The organism is Limimaricola cinnabarinus LL-001, from assembly GCF_000466965.1.
Taxonomy (GTDB): Bacteria; Pseudomonadota; Alphaproteobacteria; order Rhodobacterales; family Rhodobacteraceae; genus Limimaricola; species Limimaricola cinnabarinus.
On sequence record NZ_BATB01000002.1, the window covers coordinates 31,561 to 53,837 of the forward strand.

Genomic DNA, 22,277 nt, shown 5'->3' on the forward strand with positions numbered 1-22,277 from the left:
ACACATGTGTAACGGTCTCGTGTGCCTCAAGTTTCGTGACCATCCCTCACGTCGAGTTGTCGCCGCCCCCGGAAATGTTACATTCGCCTCCCGCGCCGGGGTGCTCCGGCCTGCCGCAAGGATGTGCCGATGCCCTTTCGTCCCGATCCCGTCGAGCGTCGCGCCCGTGCGCTGGCCGATCTGCGGCTTGGTGTGCCGGTGGTGCTGGGCGGGACATCGGGGGCGCTAGTGCTCGCGGCTGAGACGGCGCGCCCCGAGCGGCTGGCCGAGCTGCGCCGCATGGGCGGTGTGCCGGTGCTCGCGATCACGGGGCGGCGGGCGGCGACGCTGCGCGCGCGGGCCTATGACGGCGATATCGCGCGGGTGGCGCTGCCCGAGGGGGCGGATTGCGCGTGGGTGCGGGCCGTGGCGGACCCGGCGGGTGATCTCAATACGCCGATGAAGGGCCCGCTCAGGACGCTGCGCGACGGCGGGGCCGAGACGCACCGCGCCGCGATCGCGCTGGTCAAGGCGGCCCGCCTGCTGCCCGCGGCGCTCGTTCTCCCCATCGAGGACGCTGCCGGTTTCGCCGCCGATAACGAGCTGACGCGCCTCGATCTGCCGCTGCCGCCCGCGATCACCCCCGCCTATGCCCCCGTCGCCGCCGCGCGGCTGCCGATGGAAGCGGCCGAAAAAGGCCGGCTGCACGTGTTCCGCCCCGGTGATGGCGGCGAGGAGCATTACGCGGTCGAGATCGGCAAACCCCTTCGCGACACGGCACCCTTGGTGCGGCTGCATTCGGCCTGCTTCACCGGCGACGTGCTGGGCTCGCTCAAATGCGACTGCGGCCCGCAGTTGCATGCCGCGCTCGACCAGATGGGAGAGGCCGGCGAAGGCGTTCTCCTTTACCTCAACCAAGAGGGTCGCGGCATCGGGCTGGCCAATAAGATGCGCGCCTACAGCTTGCAGGACCAGGGATTCGACACGGTCGAGGCGAACCACCGGCTCGGCTTCGAGGATGACGAGCGCGATTTCCGCATCGGCGCCGAGATCCTCAAGCGGCTGGGCTTTTCACGCATCCGCCTGCTCACCAACAACCCCAACAAGGTCGCGCGGATGAGCGAGGCCGGGATCGCGGTCGAGGAGCGGGTGCCGCTCAAGGTCGGTCGCGGCCTGCACAACCACCATTACCTCGCCACCAAGGCGGCCAAGTCGGGGCATCTTCTGTGATCCATTCTCCCGCCGATCTCGTCCTGACCCGCCGCGGCCTGCGGGTGCTGGGCCGGTATCTTCCCTGTTCGATCGGCAAGGGCGGCCTTCGCGCGGACAAGCGCGAGGGCGACGGCGCGACGCCGGTGGGCGAACACCGGATCACCGGCATGCTCTACCGGCCCGACCGCTTGCCCGCGCCGCGCCCTTGGGCGCAACCGATCCGGCCCGGCGATTTGTGGTCGGACGCCAGCGGCGACCCGGGCTATAACAGCCCGGTCCGCGCCCCTTACTCCGCCAGCCACGAGGTGCTGCGCCGCGCCGATCCACTCTACGACATCGTGCTGCTGACCGACTGGAACGAAGAGGGCATGGCCAGGCGCGGCTCGGCGATCTTTTTGCATCAGCGCCGCCGCGCGGGCTTTCCGACCGAGGGCTGCGTGGCCTTTGCCCGCCCCGACCTGCTCTGGCTGGCGCGGCATATCGTGCCGGGCGCACGGTTGATCGTGCGCTAGGCCACTCCGGTCACCGAATACCCGAATCCATCTCTTGAGGCCCGGACGACTTGTCGGTCAGCCGAGCGCCTCTGGCAGGCTCAGCCCGCGCAGCGCCGCCTCGGCCTGCATCGGCTTCTTGCCCTCGCGCTGGATCTCCAGAAGCTCCACCGCGCCGTCGCCGCAGGCGATGGTGGCAGGCCCGATCGCCTCGCCCGGCGCGCCCTCACCGGGTCCGGACACCGCGCGCAGGATCTTCAGACGCTCCTCGCCCGCCATGCACCACGCGCCCGGAAATGGCGACAGGCCGTTGATCTGCCGCGCGACATGGGCGGCGGTGCGGGTCCAGTCGACCCTAGCCTCGGCCTTGTCGATCTTGGCTGCATAAGTGACGCCGGCCTCGGGCTGCGGATCGGGGCGCAGCGTGTCGATCTCGCGCAGCGCCTTCACCACCAGCGCGCCACCGATCCGGGCCAGCCGGTCATGCAGATCCGAAGTGGTGTCGGTCGCCCCGATCGGCGTCGCCTCGCGCAGGAGCACCGGTCCGGTGTCGAGCCCCGCTTCCATCCGCATGATGCAGACGCCGGTCTCGTTGTCGCCCTCCATGATCGCGCGCTGTATCGGCGCGGCGCCGCGCCAGCGCGGCAGCAGCGAGGCGTGGATGTTGAGGCAGCCCCGCGCAGGCGCGTTCAGCACTGGCTGCGGCAGAATCAGACCGTAGGCCACGACCACGGCAATATCGGCGTTCAGCGCTGCGAATTCGGCCTGCGCCTCCGCGTTCCTGAGCGACACCGGGTGCCGGACCTCGAGGCCCAGCGCCTCGGCGCGGGCCTGCACAGCCGATGGCCGGGGCTTCTTGCCCCGCCCCGCCGGGCGCGGTGGCTGGGTATAGACGCCGAGGATTTCGTGCTCGGCGCGCATAAGCGCGTCGAGCGCATGTACCGAAAACTCCGGAGTGCCCATGAAGACAATACGCATCAGGAGAGCTTCCTCGCCTTGGCGACCAGCCGGTCGCGCTTGAGCCGGCTCAGCCGGTCGAAATACATCTGCCCGTCGAGGTGGTCGATCTGGTGCTGCAGCGAGGTCGCCCAAAGCCCGACGAAGTCGCGCTCCTCGATCTCGCCTGCCACGTTCAGGAACCGCGCCGTGATGGCACGCGGGCGTTCGATAACGGCAGAGACGCCCGGCAGGTTGGGCGAGGCTTCCTCGTGCTCGCGCAGTTGCACGCTGGCATAGAGCACTTCGGGGTTGGCCATCCGCACCGCCTGCCCGCGCCCGTCGGAGGCATCGACCACGGCGAGGCGCAGCGACACGCCGATCTGTGGCGCGGCGAGGCCGACGCCGGGCATCGCGTCCATGGCCTCGATCATCTCGTCCCAGATGGCGCGGATCTCGTCGGTGATCGCCTCGACCGGTGCGGCGGGACGGCGCAGCGTGGGGTGCGGCCAGCGCAGGAAGGGGCGGCTCATTCGGGGGTGTCCTCCTCAAGGCGGTCGATGCACAGGATGCCGTTCAGGTGATCGAGCTCGTGCTGGATGCAAGTGGCCTCGATGCCCTCGAACGCGGCCTCGTGGCCGAGGCCGGTCAGGTCCTGCCAGCGCAGCACGATGCGCGCGGGGCGGCGGACCCGGCAGGGCGTGTCGGGAATCGACAGGCAGCCCTCCTCGCGCAACACCGTCTCTTCGGAGGCCTCCACGATCTCGGGGTTCACGAAGACCTTGGGTGCGGGGTTGCCGTCGCGCCACTCCACGTCGGTGACGAAGATCCGCATCGGCAGCCCGACCTGCGGCGCCGCGAGGCCGCGGCCCGGCGCGTCATACATCGTCTCGATCATGTCGGCGGCGAGCTGCGACAGCGTCGCATCGAACAAGAGACGGGAGCGCAGGTCGCGCGCAGCACCGGCGCGGGATGCCGGATGATGTCGAGCACAGCCATCAGCCGCGCGCCCGCTCGCGCTTGAGCTTGACCATCTTGCGGGTGATCATCTGCCGCTTCATCGGCTTGAGGTAGTCGATGAAGAGCCTGCCATCGAGGTGGTCGATCTCGTGCTGCACACAGGTGGCCCAGAGCCCGTCGAACCGTTCGGTGTGGGTCTTGCCGTCGAGACCGAGCCATTGCACCTCGACCTCGGCCGGGCGCTCGACCTCGGCGAACTGCTCGGGGATCGAGAGGCAGCCCTCCTCATAGACCGAACGGGCCTCGGAGGACCATGTGACGGCGGGGTTCACCAGCACCATCGGCCGGGCGGTCTCCTCGCCCTCCTTGGCGGCATCCATGACGAGCAGCCGGTTCATCTGGCCGATCTGCGGCGCGGCGAGGCCGATGCCCGGCGCGTCATACATGGTCTCGAGCATGTCGTCGGCGAGACGGCGGATCTCGTCGGTGATGGCGGGCACCGGGTCGGCCACGGTCTTGAGACGCGGGTCGGGGTGAATGAGGATGGGGCGCAATGTCATGGCGCCGATCTAGGGCCAAGCGGCGCGCATGGCAACACGCGGGCCCTTGCGCGCCCGGCTCGGCTTGTGCAGCCTCCGCGCGACCAACAGGAGACCGCCATGAGCCATGAGCGCCCCGCCGCCCCCGACTTCGACGAGATCATCGACCGGCGCGGTACCAACTGTTCCAAATGGGACCAGATGGAGCCGGTCTATGGCGTCAGCCCTGATGAGGGGATCGCCATGTGGGTGGCGGACATGGATTTCCGCCCGCCCCTTTGCGTGCAGCGCGCGGTCGAGGAGATGGCCGCGCATGGCATCTACGGCTACGCGGCCTCGGATGCGGTGCAGCGCGAGGCGATCGGCTGGTGGATGGACCGCCGCCATGGCTGGCGGCCCGATGCGAGCGACATCTTCACCACCCATGGTCTCGTCAACGCCACTGGCCTGTGCGTCGACGCCTATACCGATCCCGGCGAGGGCGTGGTGCTGTTCACCCCGGTCTACCACGCCTTCGCGCGGGTGATCCGCGCCGCGGGGCGCGAGGTGGTCGAATGCCCCCTGGCGCTGGATCACGGCCGCTACGTGCCGGATTTCGACGCCTGGGACGCGATGATGACCGGGCGCGAGCGGATGATGATCCTGTGCTCGCCGCAGAACCCCGGCGGCCGGGTCTGGGGCCGGGCCGAGCTGGAGGGCTGGGCCGCCTTCGCGCGGCGGCACGATCTGGTGCTGGTGTCGGACGAGATTCACTGCGACCTGACGATGCCGGGCGTCATGCACAGGGCAATGCCCCGGATCGAGGGCGTGGCCGACCGTCTGGTGATGCTGACCGCGACGACCAAGACCTTCAACATCGCTGGCGCACATATCGGCAATGTCATCGTGTCCGAGCCGAAGCTCAAGGCGCGGTTCGCCTCGCGGATGGCGGCGCTGGGCCTGTCGCCCAACTCCTTCGGTCTTGCCATGGCGACGGCGGCGATGTCGCCAGAGGGGGTCGAATGGCTGGAGGCGCTGCGCGGCTATCTCGACGGCAACCGGCGCCTGTTCGAGGAGGGTGTGGCGCAGATCCCCGGGGTCAGGCCCATGCCGCTCGAATCCACCTATCTCGAATGGGTGGATTTCTCGGACACCGGCATGACCCGCGAGGAGGTGCTGCGCCGGATCGAGGGCGACGCGAAGATCGCGGTGAACCACGGCACCAGCTTCGGGCGCGGCGGCGAAAGCTACCAGCGTTTCAACATCGCGACGCCGCGCGCCCGGGTGGCCGAGGCGGTCGCGCGGCTACAATCGGCCTTTTCGGACCTGCAGTAGACCCTCAGAGCCGGGGCAGTCTGAGCGCCGGCTCGGCCTCGCCCCGCTCGAAATCGACGGGAGCGGTGTCGGCGACGCGGCTGTGGCGCTTGAACTCGTAGACCCGTTCGCCCTCCTCCACCCGGGAGGTCATGACGAGGCATTGATAGAGGTGACGCGGACCGTCGTAGAGATCGACGAAGCCGTGCAGGATCGGCGCGTCCTTGGCGGCGAGGGCGAAGCCCGTCTCCCACATGCGCAGCACCGGGTGCACGGTCTCTGCGTCATGCACGCAGAGCCGTGCCGAACGGCGCTGCGCGGCGCGGCGCGCGGCCTCAATGGCGTCCTCGAGATCCTTGCTCAGGTAATCGGTCATATCGCATCCCCCTGCTTCCATCCTGCGCAGAAGAATGTGAAATTCAAGCGACGTTCCCGAAAAAGTCCTTTTCAGGCGCGGACCTTGGGGCGCAGCACATGCGGTTGCGCCGGGTCGTAGAGGGCGCTGTCGGGAAATCCCTGATCGGCGCCGAGCGCCGGGCCCACGAGGATCAGCGCGGTCCGGGTCAACTTGGCCGCGCGCACCTGCGCATGGATGTCCGAAAGCGTGCCGCGGATCACCTGCTGGTCGGGCCAACTGGCCCGGTAGACCACTGCGACCGGACAATCGGCCCCGTAGAAGGGTGTCAGCCGCCGCTCGATGTCGCGCAGGGCGCGGATGCCGAGATGGATGGCCAGCGTCGTGCCGGTGGCGGCGAAATTCTCGAGCGTTTCACCCGCCGGCATGGCGGTCGACTTCATCGACATGCGGGTGAGCACGATGGACTGCGCCAGTTCGGGGATCGTCAATTCCTGTCCCAGCGCGGCAGCGGCGGCGGTGTAGGCGGGCACGCCGGGGATGATCCGGTAAGGGATGCCATCGGCCTTGAGCCTGCGGATCTGTTCGGCGATGGCGCCATAGAGCGAGGGGTCGCCCGAATGCACCCGCGCCACGTCCTCGCCGCGCGCGTTAGCGGCGGCGATCTCGGCATGCGTCTCGTCGAGCGTCATCGGCGCGGTGTCGAGAACGCGCGCGCCCACGGGCGCGCCGGCCACCACCTCCTCGGGCACCAGCGAGCCCGCATAGAGGCAAACCGGGCAGGTTGCGATGAGGCGCGCGGCCTTGAGGGTCAAAAGCTCCGGATCGCCCGGCCCGGCCCCGATGAAATAGACGGTCATGGCGCGCTCCTTGCATCTCTAAACTTCAAATACTTATTTTGACCGGCGTCGAGTCTCCCGCCGACCCGATCAGCGCGCATCGATCTTCTTGGCATAGCCGCGCGGCGTCACCATGCGCGGCCCTTCCCCCAGCTGCACCAGCTTCGATTGCGAGGAGCCGACCAGCACCACGGTCAGCATGTCCACCTCGTCGACCTGCAACTCGTCGAGGCGGCGATAGCGGATCTCTTCCTCGGGGCGCCCGAGAGACGAAGCCAGAAGCACCGGCGTATCCGCCGGCCGATGCCCGAGCAGGATCTCGCGCGCCTCGGCCAGCAAGGTGCGGCGGCGCTTGGAGACCGGATTGTAGAAAGCGATGACGAAATCGCCTTGGGCTGCGGCGTGGAGCCGCTTCACGATGTCCTCACGCGGGGTGAGCAGATCCGACAGCGAAATGGCGCAGAAATCATGGCCGAGCGGCGCGCCGGCGCGCGAGGCGGCGGCCTGCAGCGCCGAGACGCCGGGCGTGCAGGTGACCTCGATGCGGCGCGCGGCATCCGAAACACCGCCCTTGTCCGCATCGCGGCCCAGCAATTCGAAGACCAGTGCGCCCATGGCATAGATGCCCGCATCGCCCGAACAGATCAGCGCCACGTCGCGCCCTTCGGCGGCGCGCTCCAGCGCGTAGCGGCAGCGATCCTCCTCGCCACCCAATGGGAAGTCGGCGCGCGGCTTTTCGGCGGCAAGCGGACCCAAGAGGTCGATATAGAGCCCGTAACCGACCAGTTCCTCGGCTTGCGCGATCAAACGCGAGGCTTCGGGGGTGCGCCAGCCCGACTGCCCCGGCCCGATGCCCACGACCGAGAGGCGGCCCCGGCGGCGACCGCGCAATTCGGTGATCGGCGCAGGCGCGATGGCCAGCGCGCAGGTGGCGTTGGCGCTCTTGCGCTTGGGGACGACGAGGGTCGCGTCGGGCCCGGCTTGCGCGAGTGCCGCGCCCTCGGAGACGCCGTGGCATCCGACCTCGGCAAAGACAACGTCGGAGGGCGTGGCGAGGCGCGGCGCCTCGGCCTCCAGCTCGGTGGCGGTGAAAAGGCGCAGCGGCGCGCCGATTACACGTGAAACATTCAGGATCGCGGGCTCGTCGGCCTTGAGGTCGATCGAGGCCATGGCCTGCACGGCCTCTGGCGCGATCCCGGCCTCGGCCAGCGTCTCGCGCACCAACGCGGCCAACTCCTCGGGCGGGCAGTCGCGGGCGCAGCCCAGCCCCAGCACGGCGCGCTGCGGTGCGAAGTGAAGATGATCGGGGCCGAGCCCCTGCTGCGGCGCCTCAGAGACGGTGATCCTCAGCGCATCGCCCCGTGGCAGGCCAGCCAGCCACGGCGCATCGCCGGTGACGGTCGCGCCACCGCCCGAAAGCAGCGCCGCCATCGCGCCCTTGGCATCGCCGGAATTGACCAGCCGGTAGCCCAACGGTGGCTCGTCCAGCGCCACGCCGAGCGAGACATCTCCCGCGGTGGTGACGGCGGCCGTTCCTTCCAGCGCCTCGGCGATGTGTTTCGCCAGCCGGTTGGCGCCGCGATGCCCGCCCAGAAGCGGGACCACGACACGTCCGTCATCGGAGACCGAGATCACCGGCGGCTCGGCGCGCTTGTCCGAAAGTTGCGGCGCGACCGCACGGATCAGGATGCCGCTCGCGCAGACGCCGATGACGGGCGTTCCCGCCGCGAAGAGATCGCGTGCGTGCTCCAGCGCATCGGCGAAGAAGGCGTCGGCCCGCTCCACCCGACCCTCGCGGCCATGCAGCGGCGCATCAAGGGCGTCGGCCACCCTCCGGGCCACGGTTTCGCCGGAGCGCGACAGCGCGAGGACAACGGGGGTCACAGCCAAGGATCGGCTCCCTTCGTGAGAATGATCATCGAGAAATAGGGGGCGGTGTCGGGCGCTTCGACCAGCGGGCGGACCACCTCCGCCTCCAGCGTGGCGCGCTCGACGTAGACGGCGCGGTCGGTAAGGCCGAGATCGTCGATCACGGCACGCACTTTCGGAAAATGCCGCCCGAGCTTCATGATCGCGACGCTTTCCGCGCCCTCGATCCGGGTGCGCAGCTCGGCTTCGGGCAGCGGCCCCGGCAGCACGGTCAGCCTTTCGTTGCGCGCGGCCAGGGGGCGGCGGGCGCTCGCGGCGGCGGCGGTGAGCGAGGTGACGCCCGGTACGACCTCCACCCGGTGACAATCCGCAAGGCGGGCGAAAAGATACATGAAGGAGCCGTAGAAGAACGGGTCGCCCTCGCACAGGCAGACCACGTCCTCGCCCGAATCCAAGGCTTCGGCGATCCGCGCGGCGCCTGCGTCATAGGCCGCCTGCGCCGGGCCGCGCTCCACCGTCATCGGCACATCCATGGCGATTTCGCGCGCATCCGACGCGATCAGCTCGGCGGCGATCGAGCGGGCAAAGCTCGCGCCGCCCGCCAACGTCGGATAGGCGACGACGCGCGCGGCCTCGATCAACCGCGCGGCGCGCAGGGTGATCAGGTCGGGCGCGCCGGGGCCGAGGCCCACGCCGTAAAGCGTGCCGCTCATCGCTTGATCAGGCTCCACTGGGTCACCGGCATCGCCGGCTTCCATCCCGTCAGACGACCAACAGGTGCCGCGCGCGCGACCGAGATCCGCACCAGATCGCCGCCATGTGCGGCATGCAGCGCGATCAGCGCCGCCTCGCTCTCCAGCGTCACGGCATTGGCCACCAGCCGCCCGAGCGGGCGCAGCGCCGACCACGCGGCGGCGAAAACCTCCGCCGACAGCCCGCCGCCGATGAAGATCGCATCGGGCGCGGGCAGACCGTCAAGCGCGGCCGGTGCCTCCCCCTCGACCAGCCGCAGCCGCGGCGTGCCGAGCGCCAGCGCGTTGGCTGCCGCCATGGCCCGGCGGTCGGCGCGCGGCTCGATGCCGATGGCGTTGGCATATCGCGCCGCGCGCATCCATTCGATCGCGACCGAGCCAGACCCCGCGCCGATGTCCCATAGCAGCGCGCCGCGCATTGGCATCAGCTTAGCCAGCGTCGCCGCGCGCAGCTCGCGCTTGGTCATCGTGCCGTCCGAGACGAAGAGTGCGTCGTCGAGCCCCGGCACGCGCGGGATCATCGCCGCGTCGGGGGCGGCGATGCAATCCACGGCCAATGTGTTGAAGGCGGGCACCTCGTGGTCCCAACTCTCGGCGGTTCCATCAAAGCGCGCCTCGGCCTCGCCGCCCATGTTGGCCAGCACCGTCATCAGGCTGCGGCCAAAGCCACGCTCGGTCAGGAACCGCGCGATCTGGCCGGGCGTGTCCGGGCCGGTGGTCAGGATCAAGAGCCGCGCCTGCGGCTGGATGAAGGCGATCATCTGCTCCACCGGGCGGCCATGCACGGTCAGCGTCTCGACATCCGCAAGGCTCCAACCCATCCGGGCAGAGGCAAGCTGGAACGCCGAAAGCTGCGGATGATAGACGATCTCGGCGGCGGGGATCGCGCGGCCGATCCGCGCGCCGACAGAAAACCACAGCGGATCGCCCGTGGCCAACACCACGACGCGTCGGCCCTTGAAGGAGCGAAGCCGGTCGATCAGCGCGTCGAACGGGCTGGGCCAGGCGACCCGCTCCGCCCCCACCGCGCCCGCAAGCTCATGGTGCCGATCGCCGCCGACGATGATCTCGGCGGCCTCGACCACGGCGCGGGTCGCGGGCAGGAGCCCATCCATGCCGTCCTCGCCGATACCCACGACATGCAGCCACGGCTCCGGTGCTGCGACAGCGTTCATGCCTTTTCCTCCGAAATCCCGTTGGCCAGCGCGTTCACCGCCGCCGAGGCCATGGCCGAGCCGCCCTTGCGGCCCCGGAGCGCCACGAAATCGCAGCCGCGCGGATCGCCCGCCAGTTCGGCCTTGGATTCCGCCGCGCCCACGAAACCCACCGGGAAGCCGAGGATCAGCGCCGGCTTGGGCCAGCCCGCGTCGAGCCGCTCCAGAAGATGGAACAGCGCCGTCGGCGCGTTGCCCACCGCGACCACCGCGCCCTTGATCTTCTCGCGCCACAGATCGACGGCCGCTGCCGAACGGGTCGTGCCCAGATCGTGCGCCATCTCCGGCACCGCCGCGTCGTTCAACGTCACCAGCACCTCAGTGTCGGGCAGGTGTCGCCGGATGATCCCCGCCGCCACCATTTCGCAATCGCACAGCACCGGCGCGCCCGCGGCCAACGCCGCGCGCCCCGTCGCCATCGCGCCTGCGGAGAACGCCAGCCGATCCGCGATCTCGACCATGCCGCAGGCGTGGATCAGTCGGATCACCATCGGGCGCAGATCCTCGGGAAAGCGGTCGAGCCGGGCCTCGGCGCGCACCGTGGCAAAGCTCTGGGCATAGATCCTGGCGGGATCGGTCTCGTAGGGACGCATCACGACCTCCGTCCCGAGCGGCACCGGCCGGGGGATTTGAGTATTTGACGAGTGAAGACGCTCACTTGCGCGACTTCAACACGCTCAGCGGCCCGAGCGGGTGGTCGGCCTGCGGGTAGACCGCGTGCTGGTGGTCATGGGCGTGATCATGGTGGTGAGCATGGCCATGGTGGTGATGGTCATGGGCGTGATCATGCCCGTGGTCGTGTGGCAGGTCATGCTCATGGGCATGGGCGTGACGGTCCGCAGCGTCGAGCCGGCACATGCCGGTGCAGAAATCGTCGCAGAGCGCGCAATCGGACACGTTGGCACCGGGCGCGTTCGCGCCCTGCCCCTCGACATGGTGATGATGACTTTCCTGCACCGCGCCGACCTCGGCTTCGAAGCCCAGCACCTGCGTGCGGTACTTGCACATGCCGCAGGTGGGCGGGACCGCCTCGCCCACGAGTTCGGTCACGCGCTCGGCAAAGGTGTTCATCACCTCCGGGTGGTCGCCGAGATAAGGCGCCTTGACGATCTCAAGCTCGGGGTGCGCCTCGGCCACCTGATCGGTGAAGCCATAGATGCGGTCGATCAGGATGCCCGAGAACAGGAAATACGGGAACACCACGACGCGGCGGTAGCCCAGCCGCGCCACGTGTTGGAGACAGGGCTCGACCAGCGGGAAGGTGACGCCGGAATAGCCGGTCTCGCACCAGCCGAAGCCCATCCCCTCCCACAGGAGACGCGCGATCTTAGACACGTTGCCGTTGGCGTCGGGATCGCTCGCCCCGCGCCCGATCACCACGAGGCAGGTTTCGTGCATCGGCACGTCCGAGGGGTTGGCGTCGAGCGCGCTTTGGATGCGATCGGCGGCGGCCGCGACCATGCGCGGATCGACCCCCAACTCGCGGCCATAGATGATCTCGATGTCGTGCTTGGCGGCATAGGTGTTGAGCACGGTCGGGATGTCGTTCTTGGCGTGCATCGCGGCAAAGAGCATGCCGGGCACAGCGAGGATGCGGGTGCAACCCTGCTCGCGCAGCCGGTCGAGCCCGTCGCGGATCACCGGATTGGCGAATTCGAGATAGCCGTATTCCACCGGCCAGTCTGGCGGCAGCAAAGCGGGCAGCTTCTCGGCCAGCACCGCGAACTCGTCCACTGCCGACTGGCTGCGCGAGCCGTGGCCGCAGATCATCACGCCGGTCTTGGACGCGCTCACGCGCGGGCCTCGTCGCCCTGATCGTCGGAGGTCTCGGCCTCTTCTTCCTTGCCCCCGCCCTTCAGCGCGCCCCACAGCCCGAGCGCGATGGCCAGGCCGATCGCCGCGCCGGCGACCCAATGGTCGTGACCGGCAAGGTCGGCCATGTGGCCGGGATGGGCCGCGGCCATCCCCGGTATGATGAGCGGGATCGTCGGCAGGAGGATGTGGCGCATCGCGGACCTCTCGATCTGGCAATGGCCGGCGCCCGCCGCGTCATGCGGCGGTGCGAGGACGACGTGGTGCTCGGGTCCCCTAAATGGGTCGACCCCCGCGCCACCGACCGTTCCGGCCACTTCGGGCTTCGTCGGCCCTCTCCATAGCCGTGGCGACGCCGGGGCGAAACCCCTCGAAGCGTCACTTCATGACGGGCGCGCGACTTGGCACCGACACCGCCACCGCCGTCCGGGCGGGCACGGCGAGGTCGATCTCGGGGAAATGCTCCCACGCCAGCGGCGCCTGCACATCGGCGAACTTGCCGCCGCCGCTGCGGGTCACGAAGCCGCCGCCGCCGGTCTCGAGATGAAAGCTCCGCCCATGCACGCCGCTCACCACATAGGTGTCGCCCGCCACGGAGAGCTGTCCGGCATGACCATCGACGCAGATCGCGCGGCCTTCCTGACAGGGGATCAGCCGCCATGTCGCCATGCGACCGTCCCCGGTGGGGGCGATCACCGACATCGGCCCCTTCTCGAACGGGCGTTCGGCATATTCCGGCGCGAAGGGCTCGGGCTCGGGCATCATCCGGACATGCGCCACCGGCGGCCTGACCGGCGGCAACTCCGCCGATTCGAGCAAGGGCATCACAAGCGGCTCCACCTGACCGCAGCCCGCCAGAAACAGCGCCGCCAACGCAGCGCCCTTAAATCCGTATCGCATCACGCCACTCCTCGTACCCGCACGTCACCGATCAAATAGCCGTGAGACGCATCGTTGCAAGCGGCATCAGCGCCGCCCGAACAGCTTCTCTATATCCGCAAGTCGCAATTCGACATAGGTGGGCCGCCCATGATTGCATTGACCGGAGCCGGGTGTGGCTTCCATCTCGCGCAGCAGGGCGTTCATCTCCTCGGCCCGCATCTGCCGACCCGAGCGGATCGAACCGTGGCAGGCGACCCGGCTCAGGATCGCGTCGAGCCGCACGGGCAGCGCCGTGGTGGCGTCGAGATCCTCCAGCTCGTCGAGAATGTCGCGCAGCAGGGCGGCCGCGTCGATCCGCCCGAGGATGGCGGGGGTTTCGCGCACCGCCACCGTGCCGGGACCAAAGGATTCAAGGCTCAGGCCGAGGCGCGACAGGTCCTCGGCCACCTCCAGCAGCCGCTCCGCCCCCGGACCGAGATCGACGATCTCCGGCACAAGAAGCGCCTGCGCCGCGACGCCGCTGTCCGCCATCTGCCGCTTGAGCCGCTCATAGACCAGCCGTTCATGCGCGGCGTGCTGGTCCACCAGCACCATGCCGGTCTCGGTCTGCGCAACGATCCAGTTGCCGTGAAGCTGCGCCCGCGCGGCCCCGAGGGGGAGCGCTTCGGCCCCCGCCGGGAACGTGTCCTTTTCGACACGGGCCGAGGGCATGTCCGTTCCCGACAGCCGCGCAGAGCGCAGATCATCGGGCACGGGGCCGGGCAGACCATGTGCGCTTTCGAAGCCGAAGCTCGATTCGGCAAGACCCGGCGCCTGCGCGGCCCGCGCCACGCTCATGGCGCGTGGCGAGGGGCGCTCCATCTGCCAGGCGTGGATGCTTGAGGCCGTGGCTACGCCGCGCGCGGGATGATCCTCCTCGTCGATGAGCCCACCCGCATCCCCCGTCCGCGCCGCCGGGCCGGGACGCATCATCGACAGCGTTTCGGTGGCCACGGTCGTCGAGGCGCGGTGCCCTGCCCCCGACAGCGCCGCGCGCAGGGTCGAGACGATCAGCCCGCGCACCGCTTGCGGGTCGCGGAACCGCACTTCGGATTTCGCGGGATGCACGTTCACATCGACAAGCTGCGGCGCGCATTCCACGAAAAGCGCCGCGGCCGGAAAGCGGTCGCGCGACAGGACATCCATGTAGGCCGCGCGCAGCGCCCCGGTGAGCTGGCGGTCGGTGACGGGGCGGCCATTGACGAAGACATGCTGGCTCACGCCCGCGCCGCGCGAATAGGTCGGCAGCGCGGCGAAACCGGTAAGGTGCAGCCCCTCGCGGCTGCCGTCGACGGGGAGCGCGTTGTCGTGGAACTCGCGGCCCAGAATGGCGGCGAGACGATTGCCCAGCGCGGTGACCGGATCGCCCGTCTCGGCATCGACGCGAAAGATCTCGCGCTCGCGCCCGTCGGTGATGTCGCGCAGGCTGAAGGCGACATGCGGCTCGGCCATGGCGAGACGACGCAGCGCCTCGGCCAGCGCCTGCGCCTCGGCGCGGTCGGTGCGCATGAACTTGAGCCGGGCGGGCGTCGCGTGGAACAGGTCGCGCAGTTCGACCACCGTGCCGCGATCGAGGGCCGCGGGCGCGACCGGCCCGAGACGGCCGCCGGTGACCGAGATCGTCGCCGCCTCCTGCCCCGCCACCCGCGAGGTGAGCGTCAGTCGCCCCACCGCGCCAAGCGAGGCCAACGCCTCGCCGCGAAAGCCGAAGCTGTGGATCTCCAGCAGGTCCGAGCCGTCGATCTTGGAGGTAGCATGACGCGCCAGAGCCAGCGGCAATTCGTCTGCCGTCATGCCACAGCCATCGTCGCGCACGCGAATCAGGTTCTTGCCCCCCGCCGCGATGGTCACCTCGATCCGCCGCGCGCCTGCATCGAGCGCGTTCTCCACCAGTTCCTTGACCGCCGAGGCGGGGCGTTCGACCACCTCGCCTGCGGCGATGCGGTTGATCGCCGCTTCGTCGAGTTGGCGGATCACGGGGCGCGGGGCCGGTTCGGCAGGGCTGTGCAGCGTCATGGATGAGAGACTAGCATGTCCTGCGAAGGCGGCGCGAGGCCTCACCGGGCGGGCAGGACCACCTCCGGCAGGGTGATCTCGGGGCCCGCCTCGGTCTCCAATCCCTCAGGCCGGCCCACCACCACGAAATGCAGGGCGCCGGGGTCCACCAGCTCGGCGGCAACGCGGTTCACCTCGTCGAGCGTCACCGCCTCGATGAAGGCGTTGCGTTCGGTGACGTAGCTCTTGGGCAGGCCGGTCACCTGCATTCCAACGAGGATGTCGGCGATCGGCCCGTTGCCGTCGAAGCGCAGCGGATATTCCCCGGTCAGGTAGGTCTTGGCGGCGTCCAGCTCCTGCTGCGTCACGCCTTGCGAGGCGATGCGCGCCCATTGGTCGCGGATCACCTCGATCGCCTGCGCCATGCGGTCATTGGCCGAGGCCAATGAGCCGATCCAGAATTCGGTGTTCTCCAGCGGCACCAGATCGGTGCTGACGCCATAGGTGAGACCGCGCTTCTCGCGCACCTCGGTCATCAACCGGCTCTCGAAGCCGCCACCGCCGAGGATGTGGTTGAGCACATAGGCCGTGAAGAAGTCCGGATCGTCGCGTTCGAGACCGGGCTGGCCGAACAGCGCGGTGGATTGCGGCGTCGGATAATCGATCACCTCGATGCCGCCCGACAGGCCAAACTCGACATGGCCCGGAAGCTCGGGGCCGCTTTCGGGCAGCTCGCCCAGCAGCTCGTCGACGAGCGCGCCCAGCTCCTCGGGCGTGATGTCGCCCACCGCACCCACATGCACGCGGTCGCGCGTCAGCGCCGCCTTGTGCGCCGCGAGGAGATCGTCCCGGGTCAGGGCCGCCACGCTTTCGGGTGTGCCGTTGTCGGGGCGGCCATAGGGATGATCGCCGAAGGCAGCCTCGTAGAAGGCACGACTGGCGAGGCGGCGCGGGTCCTGCGCGTCCTGCGCGAGGATCGACTGCACCTGTCCGCGCACCCGTTCGATCGCCACCGGGTCAAAGCGCGGCTCGACCAACGCGGCGCGCAGAAGATCCACCGCCGCGTCGCGGTTCTCGGTCAGCATCCGCGCCGAGACCGAGAGCGTGTCGGTGCCGACATTGAAGGAAAAGCTCGCCGCGAGATCTTCGCGTGCGGCCTGGAAGGCGCGGGCGTCCATCTCGGCCGCTCCTTCTTCGAGAAGACCGGTCATCAGGTTCACCGCGCCAAGCCGGTCGGAATCGTCGAGCCCGGTGCCCCCTTCGAAGCGCAGCTCGAGCGCCGTGAAGGGGATGGTGTGGTCCTCGACCAGCCAGGCGTCGATGCCGCCCGGCGAAGTCACCTCCTCGATCTCGATCTCGGCATGGGCCAGACCGGCGAGACCGGCACCGAAGGCGAGGGCCAGTGTCAGGATGCGGATCATTTGGGCTCCTCCTCGCGGCTGGACACGACGTGCAGCGTCACGCTCTGGTCGGGGTCGAACACGGCGCGGGCGGCGTCGAGCACCGCCTCGGCGGTAACGGATTGCAGGATCTCGGGCCAATCGCCCACATCCTCCACCGTCAACCCCTGGCTCAGCGCCGCACCGTAGCGCCGCGCCAGCCCTTCGACCGAATCGCGGGCATAGATTTCGGAGGCGCGGAGCTGGGTGCGGATGCGCACCATCTGCTCAGGCGTCGGGCCGGTGTCGAGAAAGCCCGTCACTACCTCGTCGAGCGCCGCCTCGGCCTCGTCGAGCGATACGCCGGGGCGGGGCACCACCGACAGCGAGAAGGTCGCGTCGTCGAGCGACATGCCGTGATAGCCCGCGCCGGCATGTAGCGCGATCTCGCGTTCGAACACCAGTTCCTCGCCCAACACAGAGGTAAAGGACGAGCCACCGAGGATCTCGGCGAGATAGGTCAGCGCCGCCGCCGTCTCCTGATCGTCCGAATCGCGTTCGGGCGCGAGATAACTGCGGGTGACATAGGGCTGCGACACCCGTTCGTCGGCATAGACGAGTTGCCGCGCCGCGCGCTGCGGCGGCTCTTGCGGGCGGACCCGTCCGGGCAGGTCGGGTTCGGCCGGGATCGGGCCGTAATGCTCCTCGGCCAATGCCAGAACCTCATCGGGGATCACGTCGCCCGCGACCACGAGGATCGCGTTGTTGGGCGAATAGTAGGTCTCGTAGAAATCGCGCACGTCGTCGCGGCCCAGCCCTTCGATCTCATGCATCCAGCCGATCACCGGGCGCCCGTAAGGGTGGTTGATGTATTGCGCCGCGACCATCTGCTCGCGCGCAAGGGCGCCGGGATTGCTCTCGGTGCGCTGGTTGCGCTCCTCGACGATCACTTGCCGCTCGGTCTCGATGTCCTCGTCGGTAAGCGCGAGGTCGTTCATCCGCTCGGCTTCCATCCCCATCATGAGCGGCAGGCGGTCGGCGGCGACGCGCTGGAAATAGGCGGTGTAGTCGGTCGAGGTGAAGGCGTTGTCCGAGCCGCCATTTGCCGCGACCGTGGCCGAGAATTCGCCCGCTTCGAGATCGTCGGTCGCCTTGAACAGCAGGTGTTCGAGGAAATGCGCGACACCTGAGGCGCCCTCCGGTTCATCGGCGGACCCGACACGGTACCACAGCATCTGAGTCACCACCGGGGCGCGGTGATCCTCGATCACCACCATCTCGAGACCGTTGTCGAGGGTATAGGTCGTCACCGCATCGCCCGGAACGACCACCGCTGCGGCCTCCTGCGCGGATGCGAGCGGGGCCAGCACCGGCAGGGTGAACACCGGCAGGGCAAGGATGACGGGGGCGGCCTGGGCCAGTTTGCGCAGCATGAAGTGCCTCCTTCGCTGCACCCAACCTACGGTGCCGCGCCGCCGCCGCAAGCGCCGCCACGGCTTCGTGAGCCGCCGCGAGCGATCAGAAGGGCGGTTGCAGCGCCGTTCCGGCCGAGCGGCGGCGCAGGGCCACCTCGGCCGGGTCGGGATCGGCGCGGTTCGCCGCCCCCGGCGTAGGTTGCGGCAGATCGAGCCGCGCGGGGATATCAAGCGGCTGCTGGGGCACCACGAGGGCGGGATCGGGGCCCGCCGGGCCATCGCCACGGCCGCAGCCCGCGAGTATCAGCGCGGTCAGCCCCGCGGCCAGTGCCAGTCGCATGTGTCGTCCCCGTCCGTCTCGTCCGAGACCCTGACTATCGCAGCTCATGCGCCGGGTCACGGGCTCTTTGCGCCACGCTTGCGACGGGGTCCCGGCCCGCCCGGGCCGGGACGCCCGTCTGGCTGCGGCTTGTCGCCGCCGAACAGCACCAGCCCCACCGCCCCCAGAAAGATCGCGATGTCGGCGATGTTGAAGGCATAAGGGTTCTCGATCCCGCAACAGCTGACGTTGAGAAAATCCGCCACGGCGCCATAGAGCACCCGGTCGATCACGTTGCCCAGAGCGCCGCCCACCAGAAAACCCGCCGAGATCCGCGCCATGCGCCTGCCGCCGTCACGGGCGATCCACACAAGCACCGCCGCCGAGATGGCGAGCGCCAGCGCCACCAGCACCCAGCGCATGTCGAAGTTCGCAAAGAGCCCGAAGTTGACGCCCCGGTTCCACGCCATGCGGAAGTCGAGGATGCCGGGGATCACCGTGATCTGGAGCCGCTCCATCAGCCCGAGCGCGTGCACCACGAGATATTTCGTCGCCTGATCGGCGAGAAACACCCAAAAGCCGGTCCAGAGGGTCAGTCGCACCGCGCGCCCCTCAATGCCGGAAGTGACGCATGCCGGTCAGCACCATTGCCAGACCCGCCTCGTTGGCAGCCGCGATCACCTCGTCGTCGCGCATCGAGCCACCGGGCTGGATCACCGCCGTGACGCCCGCGCCCGCCGCCTCCATCAGCCCGTCGGCGAAGGGGAAGAAGGCGTCCGAGGCAACGACGGATCCCTTGGCCGGATTTTCCGACAGCCCCAGTGCCTCGCCCATGCGGCCCGCTTTCGCGGCGGCGATCAGTGCCGAATCAAGGCGGCTCATCTGGCCCGCGCCGACGCCCACGGTCTGGCCGTCCTTTGCATAGACGATGGCGTTCGACTTCACGTGACGCGCCACGGTCCAGGCGAACATCAGGTCCTCGACCTCCTGCGTCGAAGGCGCGCGCTCGGTCACGACCCGGAGGTCGTCACGGCCCTTGAAACCCGAATCATGGTCCTGCACCAACAAGCCGCCCGCAACCTGCCGGTAGGTGAGGCGCGGGCTGCGCGGATCGGGCAGCGCCTCGGTCACCAGAAGCCGCAGGTTCTTTTTGGCGGCAAAGATGGCGCGGGCGTCGTCATCGGCGCCCGGCGCGATCACGACCTCGGTGAAGATCTTGGCGATCTCGGTCGCGGTCGCGCCGTCGAGGGGGCGGTTCAGCGCCACGATGCCGCCGAAGGCCGAGGTGCGGTCGCAATCGAAGGCCCGCGCATAGGCCTCCTTGAGCGAGCCGCCGGTCGCGACGCCGCAGGGGTTGGCGTGTTTGATGATGGCGCAGGCGGGCGCATCGCCGCCGAACTCGGCCACCAGCTCATAGGCCGCGTCGGTATCGTTGATATTGTTGTAGCTCAGCTCCTTGCCCTGGATCTGCCGCGCGGTGGCGACGCCGGGGCGCATCGAGCCGTCGGTATAGAAGGCGGCCTGCTGGTGCGGGTTCTCGCCATAGCGCAGGGTCTGGACGAGGGTGCCCGCAAAGGCGCGGCGGCGCGGCGTCGTCTCGCCGATGGCCGAGGCCATCCAGGTCGAGACGGCCGCATCATAGGCGGCGGTGCGGGCATAGGCCGTCTGGGCGAGCCGCTTGCGGAAGGCCAGATCGGTCTGGCCGTCGTTGCTTTCCAACTCCGACAGCAGTGCCTCGTAATCCTCGACATCGGTGACCACGCAGACATCGGCGTGGTTCTTGGCGGCGGCGCGGATCATCGCCGGGCCGCCGATGTCGATGTTCTCGATGCAGCTGTCGTAATCGCCGCCCTTCGCCACGGTCTCCTCGAACGGGTAGAGGTTGACCACCAGCAGGTCGATCGCCGGGATGCCGTGCTCGTCCATCGCCGCGACATGCGCCTCATCCGAGCGCACCGCGAGCAGGCCGCCATGCACGCGCGGGTGCAGCGTCTTGACGCGGCCGTCCATCATCTCGGGAAAGCCGGTGACCTCGGCCACGTCGCGCACCGGCAGGCCCGCGTCGCGCAGCGCCTTGGCAGAGCCGCCGGTGGAAAGCAGTTCCACGCCGCGGGCGTCGAGCGCGCGGGCGAGGTCCACGAGGCCGGACTTGTCGGAAACGGAGAGCAGCGCGCGGCGCAGCGGGGCAAGCGAGGTCATGGGTCGTCCTTCCTGATCCTGGTCCGCCGGCCTCACGCCGGATCGCCTTCTCCGCGCCACAGGTCGCGCGGGGCCAGCGCCGCGTCGCCCGATCTCACGAGCGACCAGCGGACGAGGGTCGCATAGGCCATCGCGCGGCCGGATAAAACCACCTGTTGCGTCGGCACCGGCCGGGGACGGCTCTTTTCGAGATAGACCGAGGGCGCCAGCGACAGCCGCGCGCCGCCGTCATGCGCCAGCCGCCAGACCTCGCCCGAGCGCAGCCGCAAGAGCGCCACCGCACCCTGCGTGTCGAGGGCTGGCTCCACATCGGGATGCAGGTGAAACCGGATGGTGAAGGCGACCCCCGGATCGCGTCCGGCATGGCTGGCCGCATCGAAGGCGCGTTCATCGGCGGGACCGAGCGTGGTCAACAGATCCTCACCCACCAGCGTCAGGCCGCCCCGGTCGAGGCCCAGCCTGCGGTCGTGCGTCAGGCCGAAAGCCGCGCGCCATGCGTCATGGCTGGCCTCGATCCGCTGCAACCCGTCGGAATCAGCCCGATGCGCCAGCACCTCGCGCGGCCCGTCGACCAGCGGTTCGCTCCCGCCCGCCCCCCTGCCGAGCCGGGCCGAAGAATGCCCGTCGAGGCAGAGCGTCGAATGCGACAGCGTGGCGCGGCCGGCGCGGCGCCAGTCGGGGCCGTGATGCGTGCCCGAGCCGCAGCTGACGATGAGTGGACGGCGACCGCAGGTCATCTCGAAGGCGAGGGTCGAGGCATGGGCGCGCGCCGCATCCGGGCCGCGCGGCGGCGGTGCCGCGTCGAGCAGAACGGTGGTGCGCGCGCTGGCGAGCCGCGCGAACCCCATGCGCAGATCGAAGGGCGATGGGCCCGCCGCCCCGCCCGCCTCAGCGAGCGCCCGCTCCAGCCGCCCTTCGGTCCCTCGCCCGCCGCCGTGAAACCGCGCCAGCCCGCCATCGGCATGGCGCAGCGCCCGCAAGGTCCGGGCCGCGCGCGCCATCGCGTCGCGTTGGGCGGGGGCGGTGGCCTGCCCGAGAATCACGGCGGCGGCGGCAAGTGCGCAGAACAGCTCGAGCAGCGCCTCGGGATCGCGCGAGGCGACGTCACCGCCGGGTCCGATGGCCGAGGCCGCCGCCTGCCCCAATGCCGCCGCCCGGCGCGCCGCATGACGCGGCGCCCCGAAGAGCGCCGTCTCGACCTGCAACAGCGCCGCGAGCGCCGCGATGCGCCCCGCCTCGTCCCCCGCCCTGTGCCAATGTCGCGCCAGCCAGCGCGATTGCATCGACAGGCTGCGCAGGAACGCCGCCTCGTCGGCCTGCGGCGACGGGCTCTGGCACACCCACGCGCTGTTGGAGAGCCAGCGCGTCAACCGTTCCGCAACGGCCTCCGGCGACCAGCCCGGCCCGCGCCCGTCGCCGTAACGCCCGATCCAGTCCATGAGCCAGACCCAGGCGAGGTCGCGCGACGCGGCCCCGCCCAGCGCCGCGAGGTCGTCGAGCCAACCAAAGCGGTGCTGCGTGGCGGTTTCAGGATCGGCCTCGGGCCCGAGCGACCAGATCGTGCGGCCCCGGCCCTCGACCTGCTGCCCGGCCCTGAGATGCCGCCCGGCCAGAAGATCGCGGCCGCGCGCGGGATCGCCGAAGCCTCGGGCACCGCCGGGTAGGCCAGGGCCGCGGGCACGGGCGCGCGCATGTCCGCGCGCCAGCGTAGCCGCTCGATCCCCCATCGCCGCTGCATGACCGCCACCGGCCTCTCCCCCCTACCACGCGCCGCCATGCTAGGGCCGGGCGCGGACGC

At 69.7% G+C, this 22,277-nt stretch carries 23 protein-coding genes; 3 read left to right on the forward strand and 20 right to left on the reverse strand.

Annotated elements, in window-relative coordinates:
* Positions 1-129 precede the first annotated feature (129 nt).
* Together ribA and MBELCI_RS01170 are read left to right on the forward strand one after the other, a co-directional pair.
* Entirely contained in the window at positions 130-1,209 is a 1,080-nt protein-coding gene (gene ribA / locus MBELCI_RS01165) for a GTP cyclohydrolase II (RefSeq protein WP_021692296.1), read from the forward strand.
* Positions 1,206-1,703: a L,D-transpeptidase family protein gene (locus MBELCI_RS01170; protein WP_021692297.1), complete on the forward strand. Its 498-nt coding sequence runs from the start codon at positions 1,206-1,208 to the stop codon at positions 1,701-1,703. The genes ribA and MBELCI_RS01170 overlap by 4 nt, the downstream gene beginning before the upstream one ends.
* 57 nt (positions 1,704-1,760) lie before the next feature.
* On the opposite strand, the gene fmt is transcribed toward MBELCI_RS01170, so the two are convergent.
* The 4 genes from fmt to def (MBELCI_RS01190) all read right to left on the reverse strand — a co-directional run bounded on the left by fmt (position 1,761) and on the right by def (MBELCI_RS01190) (position 4,138).
* Positions 1,761-2,660 carry a methionyl-tRNA formyltransferase gene (gene fmt, locus MBELCI_RS01175; RefSeq protein ID WP_021692298.1) on the reverse strand — a complete coding sequence of 300 codons (900 nt, stop codon included), beginning with the start codon at positions 2,658-2,660 and terminating at the stop codon, positions 1,761-1,763.
* The gene (def, locus tag MBELCI_RS01180; RefSeq protein ID WP_021692299.1) at positions 2,660-3,151 is read right to left on the reverse strand and encodes a peptide deformylase; all 492 of its coding nucleotides are present in this window, start codon (positions 3,149-3,151) and stop codon (positions 2,660-2,662) included. The genes fmt and def (MBELCI_RS01180) overlap by 1 nt, the downstream gene beginning before the upstream one ends.
* Positions 3,148-3,552, reverse strand: a complete 405-nt coding sequence (gene def / locus MBELCI_RS01185) for a peptide deformylase (protein ID WP_021692300.1) — start codon at positions 3,550-3,552, stop codon at positions 3,148-3,150. The genes def (MBELCI_RS01180) and def (MBELCI_RS01185) overlap by 4 nt, the downstream gene beginning before the upstream one ends.
* 64 nt (positions 3,553-3,616) lie before the next feature.
* A complete protein-coding gene (gene def / locus MBELCI_RS01190; protein WP_021692301.1) occupies positions 3,617-4,138 on the reverse strand; it encodes a peptide deformylase in 522 nt (173 codons plus the stop codon).
* 99 nt (positions 4,139-4,237) lie between these two features.
* Here def (MBELCI_RS01190) and MBELCI_RS01195 point away from each other — a divergent pair, with 99 nt between their 5' ends.
* Positions 4,238-5,431, forward strand: a complete 1,194-nt coding sequence (locus MBELCI_RS01195) for a MalY/PatB family protein (protein ID WP_021692302.1) — start codon at positions 4,238-4,240, stop codon at positions 5,429-5,431.
* 4 nt (positions 5,432-5,435) lie between these two features.
* Here MBELCI_RS01195 and MBELCI_RS01200 read toward each other — a convergent pair whose 3' ends face one another.
* The 16 genes from MBELCI_RS01200 to MBELCI_RS01275 all read right to left on the reverse strand — a co-directional run bounded on the left by MBELCI_RS01200 (position 5,436) and on the right by MBELCI_RS01275 (position 22,206).
* Positions 5,436-5,786 carry a hypothetical protein gene (locus MBELCI_RS01200; protein WP_021692303.1) on the reverse strand — a complete coding sequence of 117 codons (351 nt, stop codon included), beginning with the start codon at positions 5,784-5,786 and terminating at the stop codon, positions 5,436-5,438.
* 71 nt (positions 5,787-5,857) lie between these two features.
* Positions 5,858-6,625, reverse strand: a complete 768-nt coding sequence (cobM, locus tag MBELCI_RS01205; protein WP_021692304.1) for a precorrin-4 C(11)-methyltransferase — start codon at positions 6,623-6,625, stop codon at positions 5,858-5,860.
* A gap of 69 nt (positions 6,626-6,694) precedes the next feature.
* Positions 6,695-8,494, reverse strand: a complete 1,800-nt coding sequence (gene cobJ, locus MBELCI_RS01210; RefSeq protein ID WP_045319547.1) for a precorrin-3B C(17)-methyltransferase — start codon at positions 8,492-8,494, stop codon at positions 6,695-6,697.
* Complete coding sequence (gene cobI / locus MBELCI_RS01215; protein WP_021692306.1) at positions 8,485-9,186, reverse strand: precorrin-2 C(20)-methyltransferase; 702 nt, start codon at positions 9,184-9,186, stop codon at positions 8,485-8,487. The genes cobJ and cobI overlap by 10 nt, the downstream gene beginning before the upstream one ends.
* Positions 9,183-10,400 (reverse strand): bifunctional cobalt-precorrin-7 (C(5))-methyltransferase/cobalt-precorrin-6B (C(15))-methyltransferase, encoded by a 1,218-nt coding sequence (locus MBELCI_RS01220; protein WP_021692307.1) that lies wholly within the window; start codon positions 10,398-10,400, stop codon positions 9,183-9,185. Before MBELCI_RS01220 ends, cobI begins: the two co-directional genes overlap by 4 nt.
* Positions 10,397-11,032, reverse strand: coding sequence for a precorrin-8X methylmutase (locus tag MBELCI_RS01225; protein ID WP_021692308.1), 636 nt, complete (start codon positions 11,030-11,032; stop codon positions 10,397-10,399). The genes MBELCI_RS01220 and MBELCI_RS01225 overlap by 4 nt, the downstream gene beginning before the upstream one ends.
* A gap of 61 nt (positions 11,033-11,093) precedes the next feature.
* Entirely contained in the window at positions 11,094-12,209 is a 1,116-nt protein-coding gene (locus tag MBELCI_RS01230) for a sirohydrochlorin chelatase (protein WP_045319569.1), read from the reverse strand.
* A gap of 20 nt (positions 12,210-12,229) precedes the next feature.
* Positions 12,230-12,568: a DUF6732 family protein gene (locus MBELCI_RS22885; RefSeq protein WP_439645914.1), complete on the reverse strand. Its 339-nt coding sequence runs from the start codon at positions 12,566-12,568 to the stop codon at positions 12,230-12,232.
* A gap of 61 nt (positions 12,569-12,629) precedes the next feature.
* Positions 12,630-13,151, reverse strand: a complete 522-nt coding sequence (locus MBELCI_RS19105; protein WP_131505496.1) for a hypothetical protein — start codon at positions 13,149-13,151, stop codon at positions 12,630-12,632.
* Positions 13,152-13,217: 66 nt separating this feature from the next.
* On the reverse strand, positions 13,218-15,188 hold the full coding sequence (gene mutL, locus MBELCI_RS01245) for a DNA mismatch repair endonuclease MutL (RefSeq protein WP_021692312.1): 1,971 nt from the start codon (positions 15,186-15,188) through the stop codon (positions 13,218-13,220).
* A 41-nt stretch (positions 15,189-15,229) separates the two neighbouring features.
* Positions 15,230-16,588, reverse strand: coding sequence for a M16 family metallopeptidase (locus MBELCI_RS01250; RefSeq protein ID WP_021692313.1), 1,359 nt, complete (start codon positions 16,586-16,588; stop codon positions 15,230-15,232).
* Positions 16,585-17,979, reverse strand: coding sequence for a M16 family metallopeptidase (locus MBELCI_RS01255; protein WP_021692314.1), 1,395 nt, complete (start codon positions 17,977-17,979; stop codon positions 16,585-16,587). The genes MBELCI_RS01250 and MBELCI_RS01255 overlap by 4 nt, the downstream gene beginning before the upstream one ends.
* 85 nt (positions 17,980-18,064) lie before the next feature.
* Positions 18,065-18,301 carry a DUF3035 domain-containing protein gene (locus MBELCI_RS01260; protein ID WP_021692315.1) on the reverse strand — a complete coding sequence of 79 codons (237 nt, stop codon included), beginning with the start codon at positions 18,299-18,301 and terminating at the stop codon, positions 18,065-18,067.
* A gap of 56 nt (positions 18,302-18,357) precedes the next feature.
* On the reverse strand, positions 18,358-18,882 hold the full coding sequence (gene lspA / locus MBELCI_RS01265; RefSeq protein WP_045319548.1) for a signal peptidase II: 525 nt from the start codon (positions 18,880-18,882) through the stop codon (positions 18,358-18,360).
* Positions 18,883-18,892: 10 nt separating this feature from the next.
* The gene (gene purH, locus MBELCI_RS01270) at positions 18,893-20,479 is read right to left on the reverse strand and encodes a bifunctional phosphoribosylaminoimidazolecarboxamide formyltransferase/IMP cyclohydrolase (RefSeq protein ID WP_021692317.1); all 1,587 of its coding nucleotides are present in this window, start codon (positions 20,477-20,479) and stop codon (positions 18,893-18,895) included.
* Positions 20,480-20,511: 32 nt separating this feature from the next.
* Complete coding sequence (locus MBELCI_RS01275) at positions 20,512-22,206, reverse strand: heparinase II/III family protein (protein WP_021692318.1); 1,695 nt, start codon at positions 22,204-22,206, stop codon at positions 20,512-20,514.
* Positions 22,207-22,277: the final 71 nt, after the last annotated feature.

Bases quoted from the DNA above. Each gene is read 5' to 3' on its own strand.
- mutL (WP_021692312.1), bottom strand. From the start codon at position 15,188: ATGACGCTGCACAGCCCTGCCGAACCGGCCCCGCGCCCCGTGATCCGC.
- cobM (WP_021692304.1), bottom strand. From the start codon at position 6,625: ATGACCGTCTATTTCATCGGGGCCGGGCCGGGCGATCCGGAGCTTTTG.
- MBELCI_RS01255 (WP_021692314.1), bottom strand. From the start codon at position 17,979: ATGCTGCGCAAACTGGCCCAGGCCGCCCCCGTCATCCTTGCCCTGCCG.
- def (WP_021692301.1), bottom strand. From the start codon at position 4,138: ATGACATTGCGCCCCATCCTCATTCACCCCGACCCGCGTCTCAAGACC.
- MBELCI_RS19105 (WP_131505496.1), bottom strand. From the start codon at position 13,151: ATGCGATACGGATTTAAGGGCGCTGCGTTGGCGGCGCTGTTTCTGGCG.
- MBELCI_RS01250 (WP_021692313.1), bottom strand. From the start codon at position 16,588: ATGATCCGCATCCTGACACTGGCCCTCGCCTTCGGTGCCGGTCTCGCC.
- def (WP_021692299.1), bottom strand. From the start codon at position 3,151: ATGAGCCGCCCCTTCCTGCGCTGGCCGCACCCCACGCTGCGCCGTCCC.
- MBELCI_RS01275 (WP_021692318.1), bottom strand. From the start codon at position 22,206: ATGGGGGATCGAGCGGCTACGCTGGCGCGCGGACATGCGCGCGCCCGT.
- MBELCI_RS01220 (WP_021692307.1), bottom strand. From the start codon at position 10,400: ATGAACGCTGTCGCAGCACCGGAGCCGTGGCTGCATGTCGTGGGTATC.
- MBELCI_RS01230 (WP_045319569.1), bottom strand. From the start codon at position 12,209: ATGATCTGCGGCCACGGCTCGCGCAGCCAGTCGGCAGTGGACGAGTTC.
- cobI (WP_021692306.1), bottom strand. From the start codon at position 9,186: ATGAGCGGCACGCTTTACGGCGTGGGCCTCGGCCCCGGCGCGCCCGAC.
- MBELCI_RS01225 (WP_021692308.1), bottom strand. From the start codon at position 11,032: ATGCGTCCCTACGAGACCGATCCCGCCAGGATCTATGCCCAGAGCTTT.
- ribA (WP_021692296.1), top strand. From the start codon at position 130: ATGCCCTTTCGTCCCGATCCCGTCGAGCGTCGCGCCCGTGCGCTGGCC.
- MBELCI_RS01200 (WP_021692303.1), bottom strand. From the start codon at position 5,786: ATGACCGATTACCTGAGCAAGGATCTCGAGGACGCCATTGAGGCCGCG.
- MBELCI_RS01195 (WP_021692302.1), top strand. From the start codon at position 4,238: ATGAGCCATGAGCGCCCCGCCGCCCCCGACTTCGACGAGATCATCGAC.
- purH (WP_021692317.1), bottom strand. From the start codon at position 20,479: ATGACCTCGCTTGCCCCGCTGCGCCGCGCGCTGCTCTCCGTTTCCGAC.
- MBELCI_RS01260 (WP_021692315.1), bottom strand. From the start codon at position 18,301: ATGCGACTGGCACTGGCCGCGGGGCTGACCGCGCTGATACTCGCGGGC.
- fmt (WP_021692298.1), bottom strand. From the start codon at position 2,660: ATGCGTATTGTCTTCATGGGCACTCCGGAGTTTTCGGTACATGCGCTC.